This is a genomic window from Caulobacter hibisci (genome assembly GCF_016135805.1).
Classification (GTDB): Bacteria; Pseudomonadota; Alphaproteobacteria; order Caulobacterales; family Caulobacteraceae; genus Caulobacter; species Caulobacter hibisci.
Genome location: NZ_JADWOX010000017.1, coordinates 18,824 through 36,493 on the forward strand (window position 1 = coordinate 18,824; position 17,670 = coordinate 36,493).

Here is a 17,670-nt window from a genome sequence, read left to right on the forward strand (position 1 = left end):
CTCCCCGAATAACCGTGTGCGTCATATGGTTGTCGCCAGGCGGGACTAACGGCGCTTCAGACGCCGTGGGCGTCCAGTCGGGGAGTGGATTCCATGAAGATCGATCGTCGCGGGCTTCTGGCCCTGCTCGGCACGGGCGCGGCCACCCCCGTCGCCGCCATGGTCCCCAAGGGCCTGCACCCGGGCGAGATCCGTTTCGCCCACGGCCTGGCCTCGGGCGACCCGCTGGCCGACCGCGTCGTGCTCTGGACCCGGATCACCACTGAAGCCGCGACCCTGCCGGTTCCCGTCCGCTGGGACGTGGCGACCGATCCCGACTTCAAGACCATCGTCGCCCAGGGCCAGGCGACCACCGACGCCGGCCGCGACTTTACGGTGAAGATCGACGTGGCCGGCCTCAAGCCGGGCACGGACTATCACTACCGCTTCCGGGGCGTGAAGGCCGGCAAGCCGGTCGGGGCCGGGATCTCGGGTCGCACCCGCACCCTGCCGGAAGGCTCGGTCGAGGACGTGGTCCTGGCCGTGACCTCCTGCTCGCTCTATCCGAACGGCTACTTCACCGCCTACGACGCCATCGCCAAGCTGCCCCGCGTCGACGCGGTGCTGCACCTGGGCGACTACATCTACGAATATGGCGGCGGGCCCAAGGACTACGGCATGAACTCGCCGGTCGCCGCCCAGCGCCGGCCCGACCCGGCGCACGAGATCGTCTCCCTGAGCGACTACCGCCGCCGCCACGCCCTCTATAAGACCGACACCATGCTGCAGGCCGCCCACGCCCGCGCGCCGTGGATCGTCGTCTGGGACGACCACGAGACCGCCAACGACAGCTGGGTCGGCGGGGCCGAGAACCACGATCCCGACAAGGGCGAAGGCGACTGGGCCGCCCGCAAGGCCGCCGCGCTCAAGGCCTATTACGAGTGGATGCCGATCCGCGAGCCGGGGCAGGGGACGCTGCCGGAAGCCGCCTGGCGCCGCTTCCAGTTCGGCGACGTCGCCACCCTCTTGATGGTCGAGACCCGCCTGACCGCCCGCAGCGAGCAGCTGACCTACGAGCGCGACCTGCCCAAGACCGCCGACGGCAAGCCCGACGTGGCCGCCTTCGTCGCCAAGTGGAAGGATCCCTCGCGCCGGATGATGGGCGAGGGCCAGGAGCAGTGGCTGGCCCGCGAGGTCGAGGCCTCGGTCAAGGCCGGCACCGCCTGGCAGGTGCTGGGCAACCAGGTGGTCATGGCCCGCGTCGCCCCGCCGAACCTGAAGGCGACCATGGGGGCCGAGAAGTTCGACGCCCTGATTGCGGCCCTGCCCGACTACGCCAAGGGCCGGGTGGCCGGCAGCGTCGCCATGTCGGCCTACGACATCCCCTCCAACCTCGACGCCTGGGACGGCTATCCGGTCGATCGCCAGCGGGTCTACGACATCTTCAAGGCCAGCAAGGCGACCCCGATCGTCCTGGCCGGCGACAGCCACATGTTCTGGGCCAACGAGCTGTGGGACGACGCGGGCTCCTCGCGCGTCGCCGCCGAGTTCGGCGCCACCTCGATCACCTCGCCCGGCTATGGCGACCTGATGCCCGGCGCCCCGCTCGGCGAGGCCTTCGTCGAGCGCAACAAGGAGGTGAAGTACGCCCACCCCAGCGCCAAGGGCTTCGTCCTGCTGACGCTCGAGAAGGGCAGGGCGACCGGCGAGCTGGTGGCGGTCTCGACCATCCTGTCGACCGACTACACCACCAGCGTCCTGAAGACGTTCGTGGTGACGCCGGCCGATGGGGGCGGGGTGAAGGCGTTGGCGGAGGGGTGATTCCAAGCCCCTACTAAATCTCCCGTCATTCCCGCCCTTGTGGCGGGAACCCCTGGTTCCGCTTTCACGTGAGGCGCAAGCGGCGTGCTGAGCACGCCGCCCCATTCGCCCGTGCGGCTGGAAGAGGGTTTCCCGCCACAAGGGCGGGAATGACGGGAGTTATTGAGCTCAGCGCCGCTCCAGCGCCAGCCGCAGCCCGAAGGCGATGAACACCCCGCCGCTGATGCGGTCCAGCCAGCGCACCACGGCCGCCTCGCGCAGCAGGCCGGCGAGGGGGGCGGTGGCGGCGATCAGCAGGCCGGCCCAGGCCAGGCCCAGCAGCACGTGGATGCCGGCCAGCAGGCTGCCGAACACGCCGGGGTTCGCTCCGGCCGGGATGAACTGCGGCAGGAACGAGATATAGAACACCCCGACCTTGGGATTGAGCAGGTTGGTGAACAGGCCGCGCCGGAAGGAGTCGGCCAGGCCGCCGCCGGTCGGCGCCACCGCCCCCGGCTCGAAGCGGTCTCGGGGCTTGATCAGCATCTTCACGCCCATCCACACCAGATAGGCCGCGCCCGCCCACTTCAGGGCGGTGTAGGCCAGTTCCGACGCGGTCAGCAGCGCCCCGGCCCCGAAGGCCGCCGCCATGCCCCAGGTCATGCAGCCGGCGCCGATGCCCACGGCCGCCGCCGCCGCCCGGCGCGGCCCTTCGGTGGCGGCGCTGCGCAGCACCAGGGCGGTGTCCAGCCCCGGCGTGATGGTCAGCAGGGACGCCGCCAGGGTGAAGGCGACCAGGGCCTCAGGCGTGCTCATGGACTTCCTCCCGCTCGACCAGTTGGCCGTTCTCCCAGACGCGATAGAAGCACGAGCGGAAACCGACGTGGCAGGCCCCGCCGTCGCCTTGCGGGCGCACCTTGATCAGCACCGCGTCCTGGTCGCAGTCGACGCGGATCTCGCTGACGATCTGCAGCTGGCCGCTGGTCTCGCCCTTCTTCCACAGGCCGTTGCGCGAGCGGCTGAAATAGTGGGCCACGCCCGTCTCGACGGTCAGCTTCAGGGCCTCGTCGTTCATCCAGGCCAGCATCAGGATCTCGCCGGTGTCGGCGTGCTGGGCCACGGCCGCCACCAGGCCGTTGGCGTCGAAGCGCGGGGCGAGGGCGCGGCCCCGTTCCAAGGCTTGCTTGTCGGGGGCGGCGGGGAAGAGAGGGCTGGTCATCAAAGACATATGGCGCAAACCCCCCGGTTTGGGCTAGCCTGCGGCTTCGGGACGGGAAATGACGGGACGATGGACCTCAAGTCCAGGATCAAGCACGGCGTGGCGGCGCTTGACCGCGCGGCGCGACCGTGGGCGGAGCGCTCGAAGGCCAACGCATGGGCCTACGAGTTCCTGCTGTTCGGCCTCAAGCAGGCCTGGGCCTGCCTGTTCGGCGCCGTGATGCTGGCCCTGATGTTGGGCACCTTCCTGTTCTGGCCCGAGCAAGCGGTCCTGGCCCGCTACGATTTCCTGGTGATCGCCGCCGTCGCCATCCAGGCCATGCTGCTGCTGTCCAAGCTCGAACGCTGGGACGAGGCGGCGGTGATCCTGATCTTCCACCTGGTCGGCACGGCCATGGAGATCTTCAAGACCGCCCACGGCTCGTGGATCTATCCCGAGGACAGCGTGCTGCGGATCGGCGGCGTGCCGCTGTTTTCCGGCTTCATGTACGCCTGCGTCGGCAGCTACATCGCCCGGGCCTGGCGCCTGTTCGACATCACCTTCGTGAAGTACCCGCCGTTCTGGAGCGCCCACATCCTGGCGGTGCTGGTTTACGTCAACTTCTTCAGCCACCACTATGTCACCGACATGCGCCTGGGGCTGTTCGCCCTGTCGGTGCTGCTGTTTGGCCGCACCTGGTTCGTCTTCACCCCCGACCGCCGGGCGCGGCGCATGCCGATGCTGCTGGGGCTGATGCTGGTGGCGACGTTCATCTGGCTGGCCGAGAACCTCGGCACACTGGCCGGGGCCTGGATCTATCCCAGCCAGGCCGAGGGCTGGCGGATGGTCGGGATCGAGAAGCTCGGCGCCTGGTACCTGCTGATGCTGATCAGCTTCGTCCTGGTCAGCCTGGTCCATCGCCCGCTGGACGCCTGCGTCGAGCGCCTGCGCGAAGGCATCCGCGCGGCCGTCTGACGTCCCGCCCGATCCATAGAAATCCCGGCGTGCCATCGCGCGGCGTGCTATAAGCCGGCATGCGCCGAAGAGCGCGCCCAGAGGCTTCCGTTCGCGGCGTCCTCGACCTGGTTCGGCGGCCCGCCGGTTTCATGCCGTTTTCGTTCATCGCCGCCGCTTCCGGCGCGCCGTCCCCTGGTCGGGACGGGCGTCGGCTCGCGCCTGGAGGACCTGGATGCCCCGCCCTTCGCAGCCCCAGCCGAGCGCCTCGCCGTTCGGTCGCCACGACTACGAGATCACCTATGGCTGGCGGGACGCGGCGCTGAACGTCACCATCGCCGGCCTGTCGGCGACGCCGCCGGCGATCGGCGACATCTACACCCTGGGCTCGCCCGACGGCGGCATCGAGGACTTCACGGTCATGCAGATGACCCGCGAGCGCGGGCGCGGCTGGCTGGCCCGCTGCGCGGTCGCCTCTCGGCCGACGCTGCTGGAGGGCTCCGATGACTGAGGATCCCGACCGTCTCGCGCGGGAAAACGACTATCTCAAGCGCCGCAACGCCCAGCTCCAGGCCGAGGTCAGCGACCTGACAGCCGAGGTGGTCCGCTTGCAGCAGCGGCTGGGCGCCTTCGCCATCCGCGTCGCCACCGCGCCCAACCCGCTGTCGGGCGGCCAATAGGATGGCGCTGGCGCCCGAGCAGGTGACGGCCCTGCGCAACCTGGCCCGCAAGAAGCAGGGCCACGACGTCGACTGGATCAACATCGCCGACGCCCGCGGCCTGACCGAGCTGGGCCTGGCCGAGCGCGGCCGCACCGGCTGGATCATCACCGCCGCCGGCGAGGCGGAGCTCTTGGCCTACGAGCGGGGATAGCTGGGGACCTTCTCCCTGAAGGGAGGGGTGTCGGCGAAGCCGACGGAGAGGGCGGCGCGGCCGAGGCTGTTCAGCGCCTCGGAAGCTGAAAACGCCCCCTCTCCGACCCTTCGGTATTGAAGAAAAGCCGGGGCCCTTCTCCCCTTGCGGGAGAAGGTGGCGGCCGAAGGCCGACGGATGAGGGGTCTCTCAAACGCAAAACGCCGCGACAGCTGACCAGCCGTCGCGGCGTTTCTGTGCGGTGCGACCCCTCACCCGACCCGCGTCGCGGGCCACCCTCTCCCGCAAGGGGAGAGGGGCCTACTTCCGCACCAGATCCATGAACCGCTGCTGCAAGACCTTGTCGGTCTTGAACACGCCGCGGAACTGGGTGGTGATGGTCGAGACGTCGTGGTGGTGGACGCCGCGAGTCGACATGCATTGATGCTCGGCGTCGATCAGCACGGCCACGCCGGCCGCCGAGAGGTGGTCCTCGATGGCGTCGGCGACCTGCATGGTCATGGTTTCCTGCGTCTGCAGGCGCTTGGCGAAGATCTCGACCAGGCGCGCCAGCTTCGACAGGCCCACGACCTTGCCGGTGGGCATGTAGGCGATCCAGGCCTTGCCCAGGAACGGCGCCATGTGGTGCTCGCAGTGGCTCTGGACGTCGATGCCGCGCAGCATGACCATGTCGTCATAGCCTTGCACGTCCTCGAAGGTGCGGGAGAGCTCCTTGGCCGGGTCGCCTTCATAGCCGGCGAACCACTCGCCATAGGCGTCGACCACGCGCTGGGGCGTGTCGAGCAGGCCTTCGCGGTCGGGATTGTCGCCGGCCCAGGCCAGCAGGGTCCGCACCGCGGCCATGGCCTCGTCTCGGGAGGGGCGCTGGGCGGGTTCAAGATCAAGACCGGCGTTGTCGTCAGAGCCGATCAGGGTTCGCTCGCGGGTCAGTGCGTCCATGTTTTCGAAGGGGACTTTCCACGGGCTGAGTTGCGCCGGAGCGCCGTTCGCTCCGGAATTACGCGTGCCACCCGTTAAAGGGCGCGCCTCTCACGTCGCAAAGACGTGGTTCGAAGGCGCGCTCCCCGCTATATGGGTCCGGTTTTTCGTTCCGACAACACCCTTCCGCTGCGTCAAGGCGACCGAGTTTTCATGACCATCAGGCTCTACGACACCATGGCGCGCGAGAAGCGCGACTTCGTTCCCGCCGATCGCGACCGGGTGACGATGTATGTCTGCGGACCGACGGTCTACGGCTACGCCCACATCGGCAACTTCCGTCCGGTGGTGGCCTTCGACGTGCTCTACCGCCTGCTGCGCCACGAATTCGGCGACGAGGCGGTGGTCTATGCGCGCAACGTCACCGACGTCGACGACAAGATCAACAAGAAGGCCGCCGACGAGGGCGTCGAGATCAAGGTCATCACCGACCGCTATCTCGCCGCCTATCACGAGGACGCCGATGCGCTGGGAGCCCTGCGCCCCAACCTCGAGCCCAAGGCCACCGACCACATCGACGCCATCGTCGAGATGATCGGCAAGCTGGTCGACAATGGCAGCGCCTACGCCGCCGAAGGCCACGTGCTGTTCGACACCCAGAGCTTCGCCGACTACGGCCAGCTGTCGGGCCGGCCGCTGGACGACATGATCGCCGGCGCCCGCGTCGAGGTCGCCCCCTATAAGCGCCACCCGGCCGACTTCGTGCTGTGGAAGCCCAGCAAGGAAAACGAGCCGGAATGGGCCAGCCCCTGGGGCGCGGGCCGTCCGGGCTGGCACATCGAGTGCTCGGCGATGATCGAAAAGCAGCTGGGCCTGCCGATCGACATCCATGCCGGCGGCATCGACCTGCAGTTCCCCCACCATGAGAACGAAGTGGCCCAGGGCCGCTGCGCCCATGGCCTGCCGACCTACGCCCGCTACTGGATGCACAACGGCTTCCTCGACATGGCCGGCGAGAAGATGTCCAAGAGCCTGGGCAACGTCATCATCCCGCACGAGCTGGTCAAGACCGTGCCGGGCGAGGCGGTGCGCTGGGCCCTGCTGTCGGCTCACTACCGCCAGCCGCTGGACTGGACGCCGGAGCTGGTCGAGCAGTCCAAGAAGTCGCTCGACCGCCTGTACGGCGCCCTGCGCCGGGCCAAGGACGTCGTTCCCGACCAGGCCGTCGAGGCCCCGCAGGAGGTGATGGACGCCCTCTGCGACGACCTCAACACGCCGGCCGCCGTCGCCAAGCTGTTCGAGGTGTCGAGCGCCATCGAGAAGGCCGTCACCGCGGGCGACCTGACCGAGGTGGCGATCCACAAGTCGCGCCTGCTCGAGGCCGGCGCCCTGCTGGGCTTCCTGCAGGCCGATCCGGACGCCTGGTTCGAGGGCGACGCCTCCGACGACCTCAAGGCCCAGGTCGAGGACCTGCTGGCCCAGCGCGTCGCCGCCCGCGCCGCCAAGGACTGGACCGCCGCCGACTCCATCCGCGGCCAGCTCGACGCCCTGGGCGTCGTGGTCATGGACAGCCCGACCGGCGCCACCTGGCGGATGAAGGACTAAAATCCTTCTCCCCTTGCGGGAGAAGGTGTCGGCGTAGCCGACGGATGAGGGGTCTCTCAAAAGCAAAACGCCGCGAAAGCTGATCGGCTTTCGCGGCGTTTCTGTAGGTGCGACCCCTCACCCGACCCAGCTCTGCGGGGCCACCCTCTCCCGCAAGGGGAGAGGGGATCAGCGCTTCGTAGAGCCACCCTTCTCCGGATCCGGCGGCAACCCCGTTTTCGGATCGCGCGGCACGGGCGCGAAGCCCTCGGCGATGAACAGGTCGGTCCGCCGGGCGCGCTTGCGGTCCAGCCGCACCCGGACGATCTCGTCGCCGGAGGTCGCCTTGAAGTCCTGCTCGATCTTGGCCTTGTAGACCCCCTCCAGGCTGGCGATCAGCGTCCGGCGGCCATAGGCCTGCGTCATCGGGGCCTCGGTCTCGGCCTGGTTCTGCGGATGGGCTTCGTGCACCCAGATGCGCAGCGGCGGGGCGCCGACCGTGCCCCAGTAGTCGCGCCCGTAATAGGCGGCCACGTTGAACAGGAAGCGGTCGTCGACGGCCACCGAGCTCAGGCGCGCGCCGGCCTGCTCCTCGCGGGCCCGGTTGATGATCGCCTGCACCGTCTGGTCCCAGCCGCGCACCCGCTTGAAGCTGTTGGCCAGGCCGATGCCGTCCGCCAGCCGCGGGCTCATCAGGCAGGCCACGAACAGGCCGGCGAAGGCCGCCTGCAGGGCCAGGCCCGCGATCAGCCAGCGCCGCGCGCCCCAGCGCAGCATCCAGCCGGCGGCCAGCACCGAGCCGGCGACATAGGCCGCCGCCGCCCAGTTGGCGTTGGCGCGGCTGACGAAGGCCTGGCCGGCCACGGTCAGCAGCGGCGGCAGGGCGAAGCACAGCAGCAGCACGTCGGCCGGCTGCAGGCGCTTGCGGACCGCCAGCACGATCCCGCCGCCCAGCAGCACGCCGAACGGCACGGGGCCGAACACCCCGAACTGCGAGCCGATGAACTCGACCAGCTCGCGCGGATTGAACAGCGATTTCGCGCCCCAGTTGGCGTTGGCGGCGGTGTGCTCGACCGTGGCGAACTTGTGGGCGGCGTTCCAGATCAGGTTGGGCGCGAAGACGGCGATCAGCACGCCGAAGAACGCCAGGCCCATCGGCCATGTCCACACCTTGCGAGCCTCGCGCGACAGGAGAAGGTGCGCGCCGATGCTGACCAGCACGTAGATCGCCGCATACTTCGACAGGAAGGCCAGGCCCAGGGCCGCGCCCAGGCCGGCGGCGGTCAGCAGGCGCTGGCGTCCTGCTTCCGCGGCCGGCAGCGAGACATAGGCCCAGATCGTCAGGGCCAGGAAGAACAGCAGCGGCGCGTCGGTGCCGATCACGCCCGACGACAGCTGCACCCCCGGCATCAGGGCATAGACCGCCGCGGCCGCCAGCCCCGCCCAGCCGCCGTAGAGGCGCTTGGCGATCCGGTGGACGATCAGAGCGGTCGCTCCGTGCAGCAGCGGCGCGCCCAGGCGCAGCCACGGCTCGGCGTCGCCGCCGATCGAGGTGGTCAGCCAGATCACCCAGGCCACCATCGGGGGCTTGGAATAGTAGCCGAAGTCCAGGGTCCGCGACCAAAGCCAGTACTGGGCTTCGTCAGGGTACAGCTCGAGCGGCGTGGAAAAAATCGCCAGCACCCGGACGATCGTCAGGGCGGCGACCGCGATCAGCGTCAGGCGCCAGGCGCGGGCTTCGGATTCCGGAGTGGGTAAGGCGTTCGCGATCATGCCCCCTCCTTAGACAAGTAAGTGAAAACTGACCAATCGTTCCGCAAACCGCCGTCGTTGTGGCAGTTTCTGGGCGATCGTGGCGTTTCCGTCACCAAACCTTCGAAATGTTTCGTTAAACCCCCCAAACGATGCGGATTGATGCTCACCTTAGGGGCTCGCGTCAAAGAATGAGGGGATCCTTCGATATGAATACGAAAAAAATCGCCTGCCTGGCGTCGACCGCCCTGGTCGGCAGCCTGCTGGCGGCGACGGCCGCGATGGCCCAGTCGACCGCTTCGACCGAAGTCGAACAGGTTGTCGTCACCGCCTCGGGCACCAAGTCGGTCGACGGTCTGCTGACCGCCGAAACCGCCCTGAAGAACCGCTCGGTCATCACTCAGGAATATATCGACACCCAGCCGGCCGGTCAGACCATTGCTCAGACGCTGAACCTGGTCCCGGGCTTCAACTTCACCAACAGCGATCCCTACGGCTCGTCGGGCGGCACGATCCGCCTGCACGGTCAGGACGGCGCCCACATCGGCCTGCTGGTCGACGGCGTGCCGCTGAACGACGCCGGCAACTACGCCATCTACACCAACCAACAGCTCGACCCGGAACTGATCGAGCAGGCCAACGTCAACACCGGCTCGGCCGACGTCGACACCGCCACCGCCTCGTCGACCGCCGGCATTATCAACTACACCACCCTGCGCACCACCAAGGATGCGCGCTTCGTGGTGAAGCCCTCGGTCGGCACCGACAACTTCCGCCGCATCTTCGGCCTGGTGCAGACCGGCGAGTTCGGTCCCTTCGGCACCCAGGCCTGGTTCGCCGCCAACTACACCAAGTACGACAAGTACAAGGGCCCGGGCAGCCTCGAGAAGAAGCAGTACAACTTCCGCATCTACCAGCCGATCCGCGACAACGGCGACTTCATCAGCCTGACCGGCAACTGGAACGAAAACCGCAACGCCCAGTACTATTCGTTCAACATCCACGACGCGACCTACGCCGTGCGTGCTGACGAAGTGAACACCCTCGGCTGGGACGGCGACTACCTGACCACCTGGGTCACGCCGACCGCCGTCAACGGCACGGCCGACACCATTCCGGCGACCAACAGCGCCACCCGCGGCTTCTACGGCTACCGCATCAACCCGTCGAACACCGGCACCATCCGCGGTTCGTCGCGCTGGACCATCCGCGACAACCTGCGCGCCACCTTCGACCCGTCGTTCAACTACACCCTGGCCAACGGCGGCGGCACCTTCACCCTCAGCGAAACCGACCTGCGCGTGGTTTCGGCCACGGGCGTCGGCAAGGACCTGAACGGCGACGGCGACACCCGCGACAGCGTGCTGTTCTACGGCCCGAGCAACACCAACACCCGTCGCTACGGCTTCAACAGCTCGGTGATCTGGGACATCAACGACAGCAACCTGCTGCGCGTCTCCTACGCCTATGACGAAGGCCACACCCGCCAGACCGGCGAGTTCAGCCAACTGGTCAACGGCTTCGCCAGCGATCCCTTCAGCGCCAAGGACGGCCACGAAGACTCGACCGCTCTGATGGTCAACGGTCACGTCGGCCAGAAGCGCGACCGCGACTCGATCGCCGTCCTGCAGCAGTGGAGCGCCGAATACCGCGGTCGCTTCATCGACGACCGTCTGCGCCTGAGCGTCGGCATCCGCGCGCCGCTGCAGAAGCGCGAACTGCACCAGTTCTGCTACTCGCAAGCCGGCTCGTCGACCTACACCTGCTCGGACCGCACCCCGGCCACCTCGGTGAAGCTGGCGACCGACGCCGTCGCCAACGCGGTGACCTTCGGCACCTCGACCACCCGCTACTTCACGCCGTTCAAGGCCATCCGGAAGTACGACGCGGTCCTGCCCAGCTACGGCGCCTCGTTCAAGATCACCGACTCCGGCACGATCTTCGCCAGCTACAGCGAGCAGCAGTCCTCGCCGAAGGTCGACAACCTCTACACCCTGACCTCGACGGGCAAGCTCGGCGAAGTGCAGCCGGAAACCAGCAAGGGCTACGACTTCGGCTACCGCTACAACAAGGGCGGCATCGTCGGCTCGATCAGCGGCTGGGGCAGCACCATCAAGGACCGCATCGTCAGCACCCGCGATCCGACCGACGACACGATCATCGACCGCAACGTCGGCGACGTGGAACTGTGGGGCGTCGACGCTCAGGCCGGTTGGTCGATCGACGAAGCCCTGACCGTCTATGGTTCGGCCAGCTACACCAACAGCGAACTGCAGAACAACCTGTTCGTCGGCGGTACGGCGATCTATCCGGGCGCCGGTCTGGCGGCTGGCTACGCTCCGACCAAGGGCAAGGAACTGGTTGAAACCCCGAAGTGGATGTTCGGTGGTCGCGTGACCTACAAGGTCTCGGACTTCACCTTCGGCGTCCAAGGCAAGTGGGTCGGCGAGCGTTGGGTCACCGACGTCAACGACGTCAAGGTTCCGCACTACGCCGTGTGGGATCTGGACGTCCGCTACGACCTCAACAAGATCGGCATGGAGAAGAGCTACGTTCAGCTGAACGTCTCCAACCTGTTCGACGAGAAGTACTACGGCGACCTGAACGGCACCTCGACCAGCGGTCTGTCCGGCGCCCCGGGCTACAGCGGTCCGTTCGCCCGTCGCGGCGCGCCCCGCGCGGCCATCCTGACCCTGCGCACCGAGTTCTAAGAACTCGCCGCAGGTCACGGGACCTAAGGAAAGGGCGGCTCTTCGGAGCCGCCCTTTTTCTTTTGTCGCACCAATTTGCTAGAAGGCGCGCTTGACCCCCGGGCCATCCGGGGCCATCTGCGCCCCTCGTTTTGACCAGGTTTCGAAAATGACCCTCATCGTTCCCGCCGAGTGGGCTCCGCACCGCGCCATGTGGGTGGGTTTCCCCAGCCACGGCGAACTCTGGCAGGAAGACCTCGAAGTGGCCCAACAGGAGGTCGCCGACCTCGCCCGCGCCCTGGCCGGCCCGGGCGGCGAGCGCGTGCGGCTGATGGTGGTCGGCGACGAGGCCGAAGCCGCCGCCCAGGCCCTGCTTTCCGACACCTCGGTCGAGATCGTCCGCGGCCAGTTCGGCGACATCTGGCTGCGCGACACCGGCCCCATCTTCACCGACACCGACAAGGGCGCCTCGGCGGCCGGGTTCAAGTTCAACGGCTGGGGCGGCAAGTACGACCTGGAGGGCGACGACATCGTCGCCGAGCAGATCGCCGCCGCCTCGGGCGCACCCCTGGTCCGCAACGACTTCATCCTCGAAGGCGGCGCCCTCGACCATGACGGCCTGGGCACCGTGCTGACCACCCGCCAGTGCCTGCTGAACGCCAACCGCAACGCCGGCTGGGACGAAGCCTCGGCTACGTCCGCCCTGGCCGCCGCCCTGGGCGCCAAGAAGGTGCTGTGGTTGGGCGACGGCCTGCTCAACGACCACACCGACGGCCACGTCGACAACCTGGCCCGCTTCGTCGCTCCGGGCGTCGTGGCCTGCCCGATGGCCTTCGGCGCTGACGATCCCAACGCCGAGGTCTATGCCGAGACCGCCCGCCTGCTGGGCGCCATGACCGACAGCCGCGGCTCGCCGCTGCAGGTCGTGCGCATCCCCTCGCCGGGCCGCATCCTCGACGAGGACGGCGAGCCGATCCCGGCCTCGCACATGAACTTCCTGATCGCCAACGAGGCGGTGATCGTGCCGATCTACGCCGAAGAGTCCGGCGCCTTCGCCGTCGAGGTGATCAAGGGCCTGTTCCCCGAGCGCCAGGTCATCGGCCTGGCCTCGACCGCCATCCTGACCGGCGGCGGCTCGTTCCACTGCATCAGCCAGCAAGAACCCGAGGAGTAAGTCCGCATGCCCCGCACGCTCAGCGTCGCCGCCATCCAGACCTCCTACGGCATGGATCTGGACGCCAACATCAAGAAGACCGAGGGCTTCATCCGCGAGGCCGCGTCCAAGGGCGCGCAGGTCATCCTGCCGTCGGAGCTGTTCCAGGGCCCGTACTTCTGCGTCGCCCAGGAAGAGCGCTGGTTCGCCGAGGCCCATCCGTGGCGCGAGCACCCGGTGGTCAAGGCCATCGCGCCCCTGGCCGGCGAGCTGGGCGTGGTCATCCCGATCTCGATCTTCGAGCGCGAGGGGCCGCACTACTTCAACAGCCTGGTGATGGCCGACGCCGATGGCTCCCTGCTGGGCGTCTACCGCAAGAGCCATATCCCCGACGGCCCCGGCTACATGGAGAAGTACTACTTCCGGCCGGGCGACACGGGCTTCAAGGTCTGGGACACGCGTTTCGGCCGCCTGGGCGTCGGCATCTGCTGGGACCAGTGGTACCCCGAGGCCGCTCGCGCCATGGCCCTGATGGGCGCCGAGGCCCTGTTCTACCCCACCGCCATCGGCAGCGAGCCGCATGACGCCAGCCTCGACACGGCCCTGCCGTGGCGGCGGGCCATGCAGGGCCACGCGGTGTCGAACGTCATCCCGGTGGTCGGCGCCAATCGCATCGGCTTCGAGCCCTGGGACGGCTATCCCAACGGCGGCCAGACCTTCTACGGCTCGTCGTTCATCGCCGACCATCGCGGCGACCTAGTCAGCGAACTGGGCCGCGCCGACGAGGGCCTGGTCCAGGCCAGCTTCGACCTCGACTTCCTCACGACCCACCGCGCCGCCTGGGGCTTCTTCCGCGACCGCCGTCCGGAGTTCTACACCAGCCTGGCCGGGCCCCGGCCGAGCGTCTGATCACCTTCACTCCCGTCATTCCCGCCACAAGGGCGGGAATGACGGGAGGAGGGGGTGGCTCCAACACCCCTTGCAACACCCGCGCCCACCGGCCTCATATCTCCCCGTGTCCACCGCTCGGGGAGAGCCCATGACCGACGCGCCAAAGCTGCTCTCAGGCGGCAACCCCCAGATCGCCAAGGGCGATGGCGAGGCCCCGATCCAGGCCTATATCGCCGCCATGCCGGGCTGGAAGAGCGCCGTCGGCGCCCGTCTCGACGCCCTGATTACCGCCGCCGTCCCCGGCGTGCGCAAGGCGGTGAAGTGGAACTCGCCGTTCTACGGCGCGCCCGACGGGGACAAGACCTGGTTTCTCAGCTTCCACGTCTTCGCCCGCTACGTGAAGATCGCCTTCTTCCGCGGCGCGGCGCTCGATCCCCAGCCCCCCGAGCTCTCCAAGAAGAGCGACGTCCGCTATTTCCACATCCACGAAGGCGACGCCCTCGACGAGGCCCTGCTGACCGCCTGGATCGAGCAAGCCGCCGTCCTGCCCGGCGAACGGCTCTAGACGAGGAAACACCCGATGCCCGGTACTGAAGAGTCTGCCGTCGAAGACGCCTCCCAATACATCGACGACCACATCGCGAAACTCGCCGACTGGCGCGGCGAGATCCTGGCCCGCATGCGCGGCCTGATCCGCGAGGCCGATCCGCAGGTGGTCGAGGAGGTCAAGTGGCGCGGCACGCCCGTCTGGTCGCACGCCGGCATCCTGTGCACGGGCGAGACCTACAAGGCCTACATCAAGCTGACCTTCGCCAAGGGCGCCTCGCTGCCGGATCCGGCCGGCCTGTTCAACGCCAGCCTGGAAGGCAACGCTCGCCGGGCCATCGACATCCGTGAAGGCGAGACCGTCGACGCGGCGGCGTTCAAGGCGCTGATCCTCGCGGCCGTGGCGCTCAATACGGCGAAGAAGAAAAAGTGACACCACCCCTCCCCCTCGATGGGGGAGGGGCAGGGGTGGGGGTGACAACGGCGGTAGCGACCGCACAGCCGCAAGCTCAGCAGGCCACCCCCATCCCCGACCCTTCCCCCATCAAGGGGGAAGGGAGGCTATTTCATAACCCGCCGCAGCCCCACATACGCCGCCCCCGCGACCACCACGGCGGGCAGGGTCGCCCCGACCTCCGGCGCCAGCCGGCTGATCGCCTGGTACGCGCCGATCCCGATGACCCAGGCCAGCAGCCCCGCCAGGTTCACCGCCCCGCTCGCCGCGCCCTCGGCCCGCCGGCGGCGCACCACGAAGTGGTCGGCCAGCAGCACGCCGAACAGCGGCGCGAACACCGAGCCGATCAGCAGCAGGAAGCCCTCGTAGCGGCCCATCGGGGCCAGCAGGGCCGCGATCGTGCAGATCGCCCCGAACACCAGGGCCAGGCGGGCCGGCCGCACCGGCGCCAGGGTGGCGGTCGAGACGGCGGCCGAGTGGATGTCGGCGAAGGCGTTGTCGGTCTCGTCGACGACGATCAGCAGCAGGGCGATCCCGCCGCCCGCCGCCGCCAGGGCGCTCAGCAGCAGCCCGTCGCTTCCGGCCGCCAGGGCGTAGGCCGCGCCCAGCCCCATGAACCAGATATTGGCCAGCAGATAGCCGGCGAAGGTCCCCCGGAACATGCCGCGGCCGGTGCTGCCGAACCGCGTGTAGTCGGCGATCAGCGGCAGCCACGACAGCGGCATGGCGGCCACCAGGTCGACGCCGGCGCCGAAGCTGGTTTCGCCCGTGCCGGCCTTGGCCATCAGTGCGGCCAGGTCGTACTGCGACAGCAGCCGCCAGCTCAGCCAGCCGGCCCCGCCCAGCAGCAGCCACAGCCCCCAGGCCCGCAGGAACCGCCGCACGAACGACACCGGCCCCAGCACCGCCAGCGCCGTCGCCAGGGCGCCGAACAGCAGGGTCCAGGCCAGGGGATTGGAAAAGCCAAAGGTCTGCCTGGCCAGGGCGTCGGCGGCGTCGCGCATGGCGATGATCTCGAACGCGCCCCAGCCGGCCAGTTGCACGGCGTTCAGCACCGCCGGAACCGCCGCCCCGCCCTTGCCCAGGGTCCGGCGCAGCGTCCCCATCGACGACAGGCCGGTGTCGGACCCCACGACGCCCGCGGCCGCCAGCAGCAGCGCCCCCAGCCCCGAGCCGACGACGATCGCCGCCAGCGCCATCGGCAGGCTGAGCCCCGGCACGAGGAAGGCGCCGGCCTGCAGCACCAGCAGGCCGATGCCCAGGCTGAACCACAGCGAAAAGGCGTCCCGCGCCCCGAACGCCCGGCGGTCGGCCGGAACGGGGGTCAGGGGATCATATGCGTCGTCGAGCTTGGCCATGCGGCCAGCCTTAGCAGGTCGGAGGGGCGCTTGAACCCCTCTCTCATCGAGAGAGGGAGGGGCCCGCGCCGCAGGCGTGGGAGGGTGAGAGGTTACAAACTATCCGGACAAGGCAAGGCGTCGGCGAGTAGGAAGGGGGCGGCCAACGGTGAAACCCCTCACCCTCCCACCGCTTCGCGGCGGGCCCCTCCCTCTCCCTATGGAAGAGGGGGCAAGTATTAGAACTCCACCCCCACCCGCAGGATCGCCACCACGGCGTTCTTCATCGCCCGGTCGCCGCCCGGCCGAATGACATATTGCAGGTCCGGCTGCAGGGTCAGCGGACCCACGGTGTCGGCATAGGTGATCTCGATCGCCGATTCCGTGTCGCCCAGGTCCTGGCCCTCATCGGCCGCGTTGGCGCGGTGCTTGCCGGTCAGATAGGCCTGGTTGACGCCGATCGAAAAGGCGCTGTCGGGGCGCGAGGCCAGCACCCGGTCGACCTTGATCCCGGCCTGCCAGCCGCCCTGGAACGGGGTGGTGTCGCCGTCCGAGACGCCAAGGCGGGCGAAGGCGGTGGTGCGGCGCACGGCGTCTTCCGCGTCACCGCCCGTCAGGCCGCGCTCCAGCAGCACATAGGCCCCCTGGGCCTTGCGCTTGGCCGGATCGCCCGTGGGGCCAAGATCGCGGATGTCGTCCTGCTTGCGGGTGTAGCGCCAGGCGCCCACGGCCACCTTGCCGGCTCCGGTCCAGCCGGCCTCGGTGATCAGGAGGGCGCCGTCCTCCATCTTGAAGTCGACCCCGCCCGGATCGCCCAGCACCCCGGCATGGGCGTTCAGGGCCGCGGCCTGCACATAGACCCGCTCCGACGGCGTCCAGGCCAGGCGCACCGCCAGGCTGGTCGAGGGAAAGATCGACGGCCCGTTCGGCCCCGTGGCCGCCAACTCCGAGCCGATGCCGAAGGCCGGGCCGATCAGCAGGCCGGCGCTGTCGTTGGCGTAGAATTCGCTGTTCAGGTCATAGAGCCCGGCCCGCACCGAGCCCTTGCCGCGCGCCAGGTCCTGCTCGACCCAGGCCTCGTACAGCCGCACTCGGTGGCGCGAGACCTCGATGTTGTCGACCCCCTGGATCGAACCGGAATCGTCGCCCGGCGCGCCGCCGGAATTGCTCAGCAGCAGGGCGTGGGCCCGCGCGCCTTGCCAGCCGAACGCCTTCTCCAGGTCGAGGTCGGCCCCCACCGTCAGATTGTCCAGCACCCGCCCGCGCCGGGCCGCGCCGCCGTCCACGGTCGCCGCAAGGTCGGCCTTGTAGCCGAACGACAGGTCGAGCGCCTTGGCGGCCTCCGCCTCCCGCGCCTGCGCCGCGCCAGCCGCGCAAGCCGCCAGCGCCGTTCCGATGATCAGGGTCCGCATTCTGCCGCCACATGATGAAGTTGGCGGCCAGCATCGCGGGACAAGACTCAGAAACCCTTTATTCTCAGCTCTTTACAGCGCGACGGAACGTCGCGGCGCCTAGGGTGGCGCGCGCCAGGTCCTACAGCC

Annotated in this window: 17 protein-coding genes; 11 read left to right on the plus strand and 6 right to left on the minus strand. The window is 68.8% G+C overall.

Going from position 1 to position 17,670, the window contains the following annotated elements; genetic code table 11:
• The first annotated feature begins 93 nt into the window (after positions 1-93).
• On the plus strand, positions 94-1,800 hold the full coding sequence (locus I4Q42_RS19890; protein ID WP_198577835.1) for an alkaline phosphatase D family protein: 1,707 nt from the start codon (positions 94-96) through the stop codon (positions 1,798-1,800).
• Between the two features lie 168 nt (positions 1,801-1,968).
• Here the strand turns inward: I4Q42_RS19890 and I4Q42_RS19895 are convergent, their stop codons facing one another.
• Both I4Q42_RS19895 and hisI read right to left on the minus strand, forming a co-directional pair.
• The gene (locus I4Q42_RS19895; RefSeq protein ID WP_198577836.1) at positions 1,969-2,595 is read right to left on the minus strand and encodes a LysE family translocator; all 627 of its coding nucleotides are present in this window, start codon (positions 2,593-2,595) and stop codon (positions 1,969-1,971) included.
• On the minus strand, positions 2,582-2,998 hold the full coding sequence (gene hisI, locus I4Q42_RS19900; protein WP_198577837.1) for a phosphoribosyl-AMP cyclohydrolase: 417 nt from the start codon (positions 2,996-2,998) through the stop codon (positions 2,582-2,584). Before hisI ends, I4Q42_RS19895 begins: the two co-directional genes overlap by 14 nt.
• Positions 2,999-3,067: 69 nt before the next feature.
• On the opposite strand from hisI, the gene I4Q42_RS19905 reads away from it, so the two are divergent.
• From I4Q42_RS19905 to I4Q42_RS19920, 4 genes are all read left to right on the plus strand, one after another.
• Complete coding sequence (locus tag I4Q42_RS19905; protein ID WP_198577838.1) at positions 3,068-3,952, plus strand: DUF817 domain-containing protein; 885 nt, start codon at positions 3,068-3,070, stop codon at positions 3,950-3,952.
• Between the two features lie 214 nt (positions 3,953-4,166).
• Positions 4,167-4,442, plus strand: a complete 276-nt coding sequence (locus tag I4Q42_RS19910) for a hypothetical protein (protein ID WP_198577839.1) — start codon at positions 4,167-4,169, stop codon at positions 4,440-4,442.
• Complete coding sequence (locus tag I4Q42_RS19915) at positions 4,435-4,611, plus strand: hypothetical protein (protein WP_198577840.1); 177 nt, start codon at positions 4,435-4,437, stop codon at positions 4,609-4,611. The genes I4Q42_RS19910 and I4Q42_RS19915 overlap by 8 nt, the downstream gene beginning before the upstream one ends.
• A gap of 1 nt (position 4,612) precedes the next feature.
• Positions 4,613-4,804, plus strand: coding sequence for a hypothetical protein (locus tag I4Q42_RS19920; protein WP_198577841.1), 192 nt, complete (start codon positions 4,613-4,615; stop codon positions 4,802-4,804).
• 300 nt (positions 4,805-5,104) lie between these two features.
• On the opposite strand, the gene folE is transcribed toward I4Q42_RS19920, so the two are convergent.
• Positions 5,105-5,743: a GTP cyclohydrolase I FolE gene (gene folE, locus I4Q42_RS19925; protein ID WP_198577842.1), complete on the minus strand. Its 639-nt coding sequence runs from the start codon at positions 5,741-5,743 to the stop codon at positions 5,105-5,107.
• Between the two features lie 192 nt (positions 5,744-5,935).
• On the opposite strand from folE, the gene cysS reads away from it, so the two are divergent.
• Positions 5,936-7,327 carry a cysteine--tRNA ligase gene (cysS, locus tag I4Q42_RS19930; RefSeq protein ID WP_198577843.1) on the plus strand — a complete coding sequence of 464 codons (1,392 nt, stop codon included), beginning with the start codon at positions 5,936-5,938 and terminating at the stop codon, positions 7,325-7,327.
• Positions 7,328-7,495: 168 nt separating this feature from the next.
• Here the strand turns inward: cysS and I4Q42_RS19935 are convergent, their stop codons facing one another.
• A complete protein-coding gene (locus I4Q42_RS19935; RefSeq protein WP_198577844.1) occupies positions 7,496-9,079 on the minus strand; it encodes an ArnT family glycosyltransferase in 1,584 nt (527 codons plus the stop codon).
• A 188-nt stretch (positions 9,080-9,267) separates the two neighbouring features.
• Between I4Q42_RS19935 and I4Q42_RS19940 the strand changes: the two genes are divergently transcribed.
• The 5 genes from I4Q42_RS19940 to I4Q42_RS19960 all read left to right on the plus strand — a co-directional run bounded on the left by I4Q42_RS19940 (position 9,268) and on the right by I4Q42_RS19960 (position 14,771).
• Positions 9,268-11,769 (plus strand): TonB-dependent receptor, encoded by a 2,502-nt coding sequence (locus I4Q42_RS19940; RefSeq protein WP_198577845.1) that lies wholly within the window; start codon positions 9,268-9,270, stop codon positions 11,767-11,769.
• Between the two features lie 148 nt (positions 11,770-11,917).
• Positions 11,918-12,922, plus strand: a complete 1,005-nt coding sequence (locus I4Q42_RS19945) for an agmatine deiminase family protein (RefSeq protein ID WP_198577846.1) — start codon at positions 11,918-11,920, stop codon at positions 12,920-12,922.
• A 6-nt stretch (positions 12,923-12,928) separates the two neighbouring features.
• Complete coding sequence (gene aguB / locus I4Q42_RS19950; protein ID WP_198577847.1) at positions 12,929-13,810, plus strand: N-carbamoylputrescine amidase; 882 nt, start codon at positions 12,929-12,931, stop codon at positions 13,808-13,810.
• A gap of 130 nt (positions 13,811-13,940) precedes the next feature.
• Positions 13,941-14,357 (plus strand): DUF1801 domain-containing protein, encoded by a 417-nt coding sequence (locus tag I4Q42_RS19955; RefSeq protein ID WP_198577848.1) that lies wholly within the window; start codon positions 13,941-13,943, stop codon positions 14,355-14,357.
• A 15-nt stretch (positions 14,358-14,372) separates the two neighbouring features.
• Entirely contained in the window at positions 14,373-14,771 is a 399-nt protein-coding gene (locus tag I4Q42_RS19960) for a DUF1801 domain-containing protein (RefSeq protein WP_198577849.1), read from the plus strand.
• 128 nt (positions 14,772-14,899) lie between these two features.
• On the opposite strand, the gene cytX is transcribed toward I4Q42_RS19960, so the two are convergent.
• Together cytX and I4Q42_RS19970 are read right to left on the minus strand one after the other, a co-directional pair.
• Positions 14,900-16,150 carry a putative hydroxymethylpyrimidine transporter CytX gene (gene cytX / locus I4Q42_RS19965; protein WP_198577850.1) on the minus strand — a complete coding sequence of 417 codons (1,251 nt, stop codon included), beginning with the start codon at positions 16,148-16,150 and terminating at the stop codon, positions 14,900-14,902.
• Between the two features lie 218 nt (positions 16,151-16,368).
• On the minus strand, positions 16,369-17,541 hold the full coding sequence (locus I4Q42_RS19970) for a carbohydrate porin (RefSeq protein ID WP_198577851.1): 1,173 nt from the start codon (positions 17,539-17,541) through the stop codon (positions 16,369-16,371).
• Between the last annotated feature and the right edge of the window lie 129 nt (positions 17,542-17,670).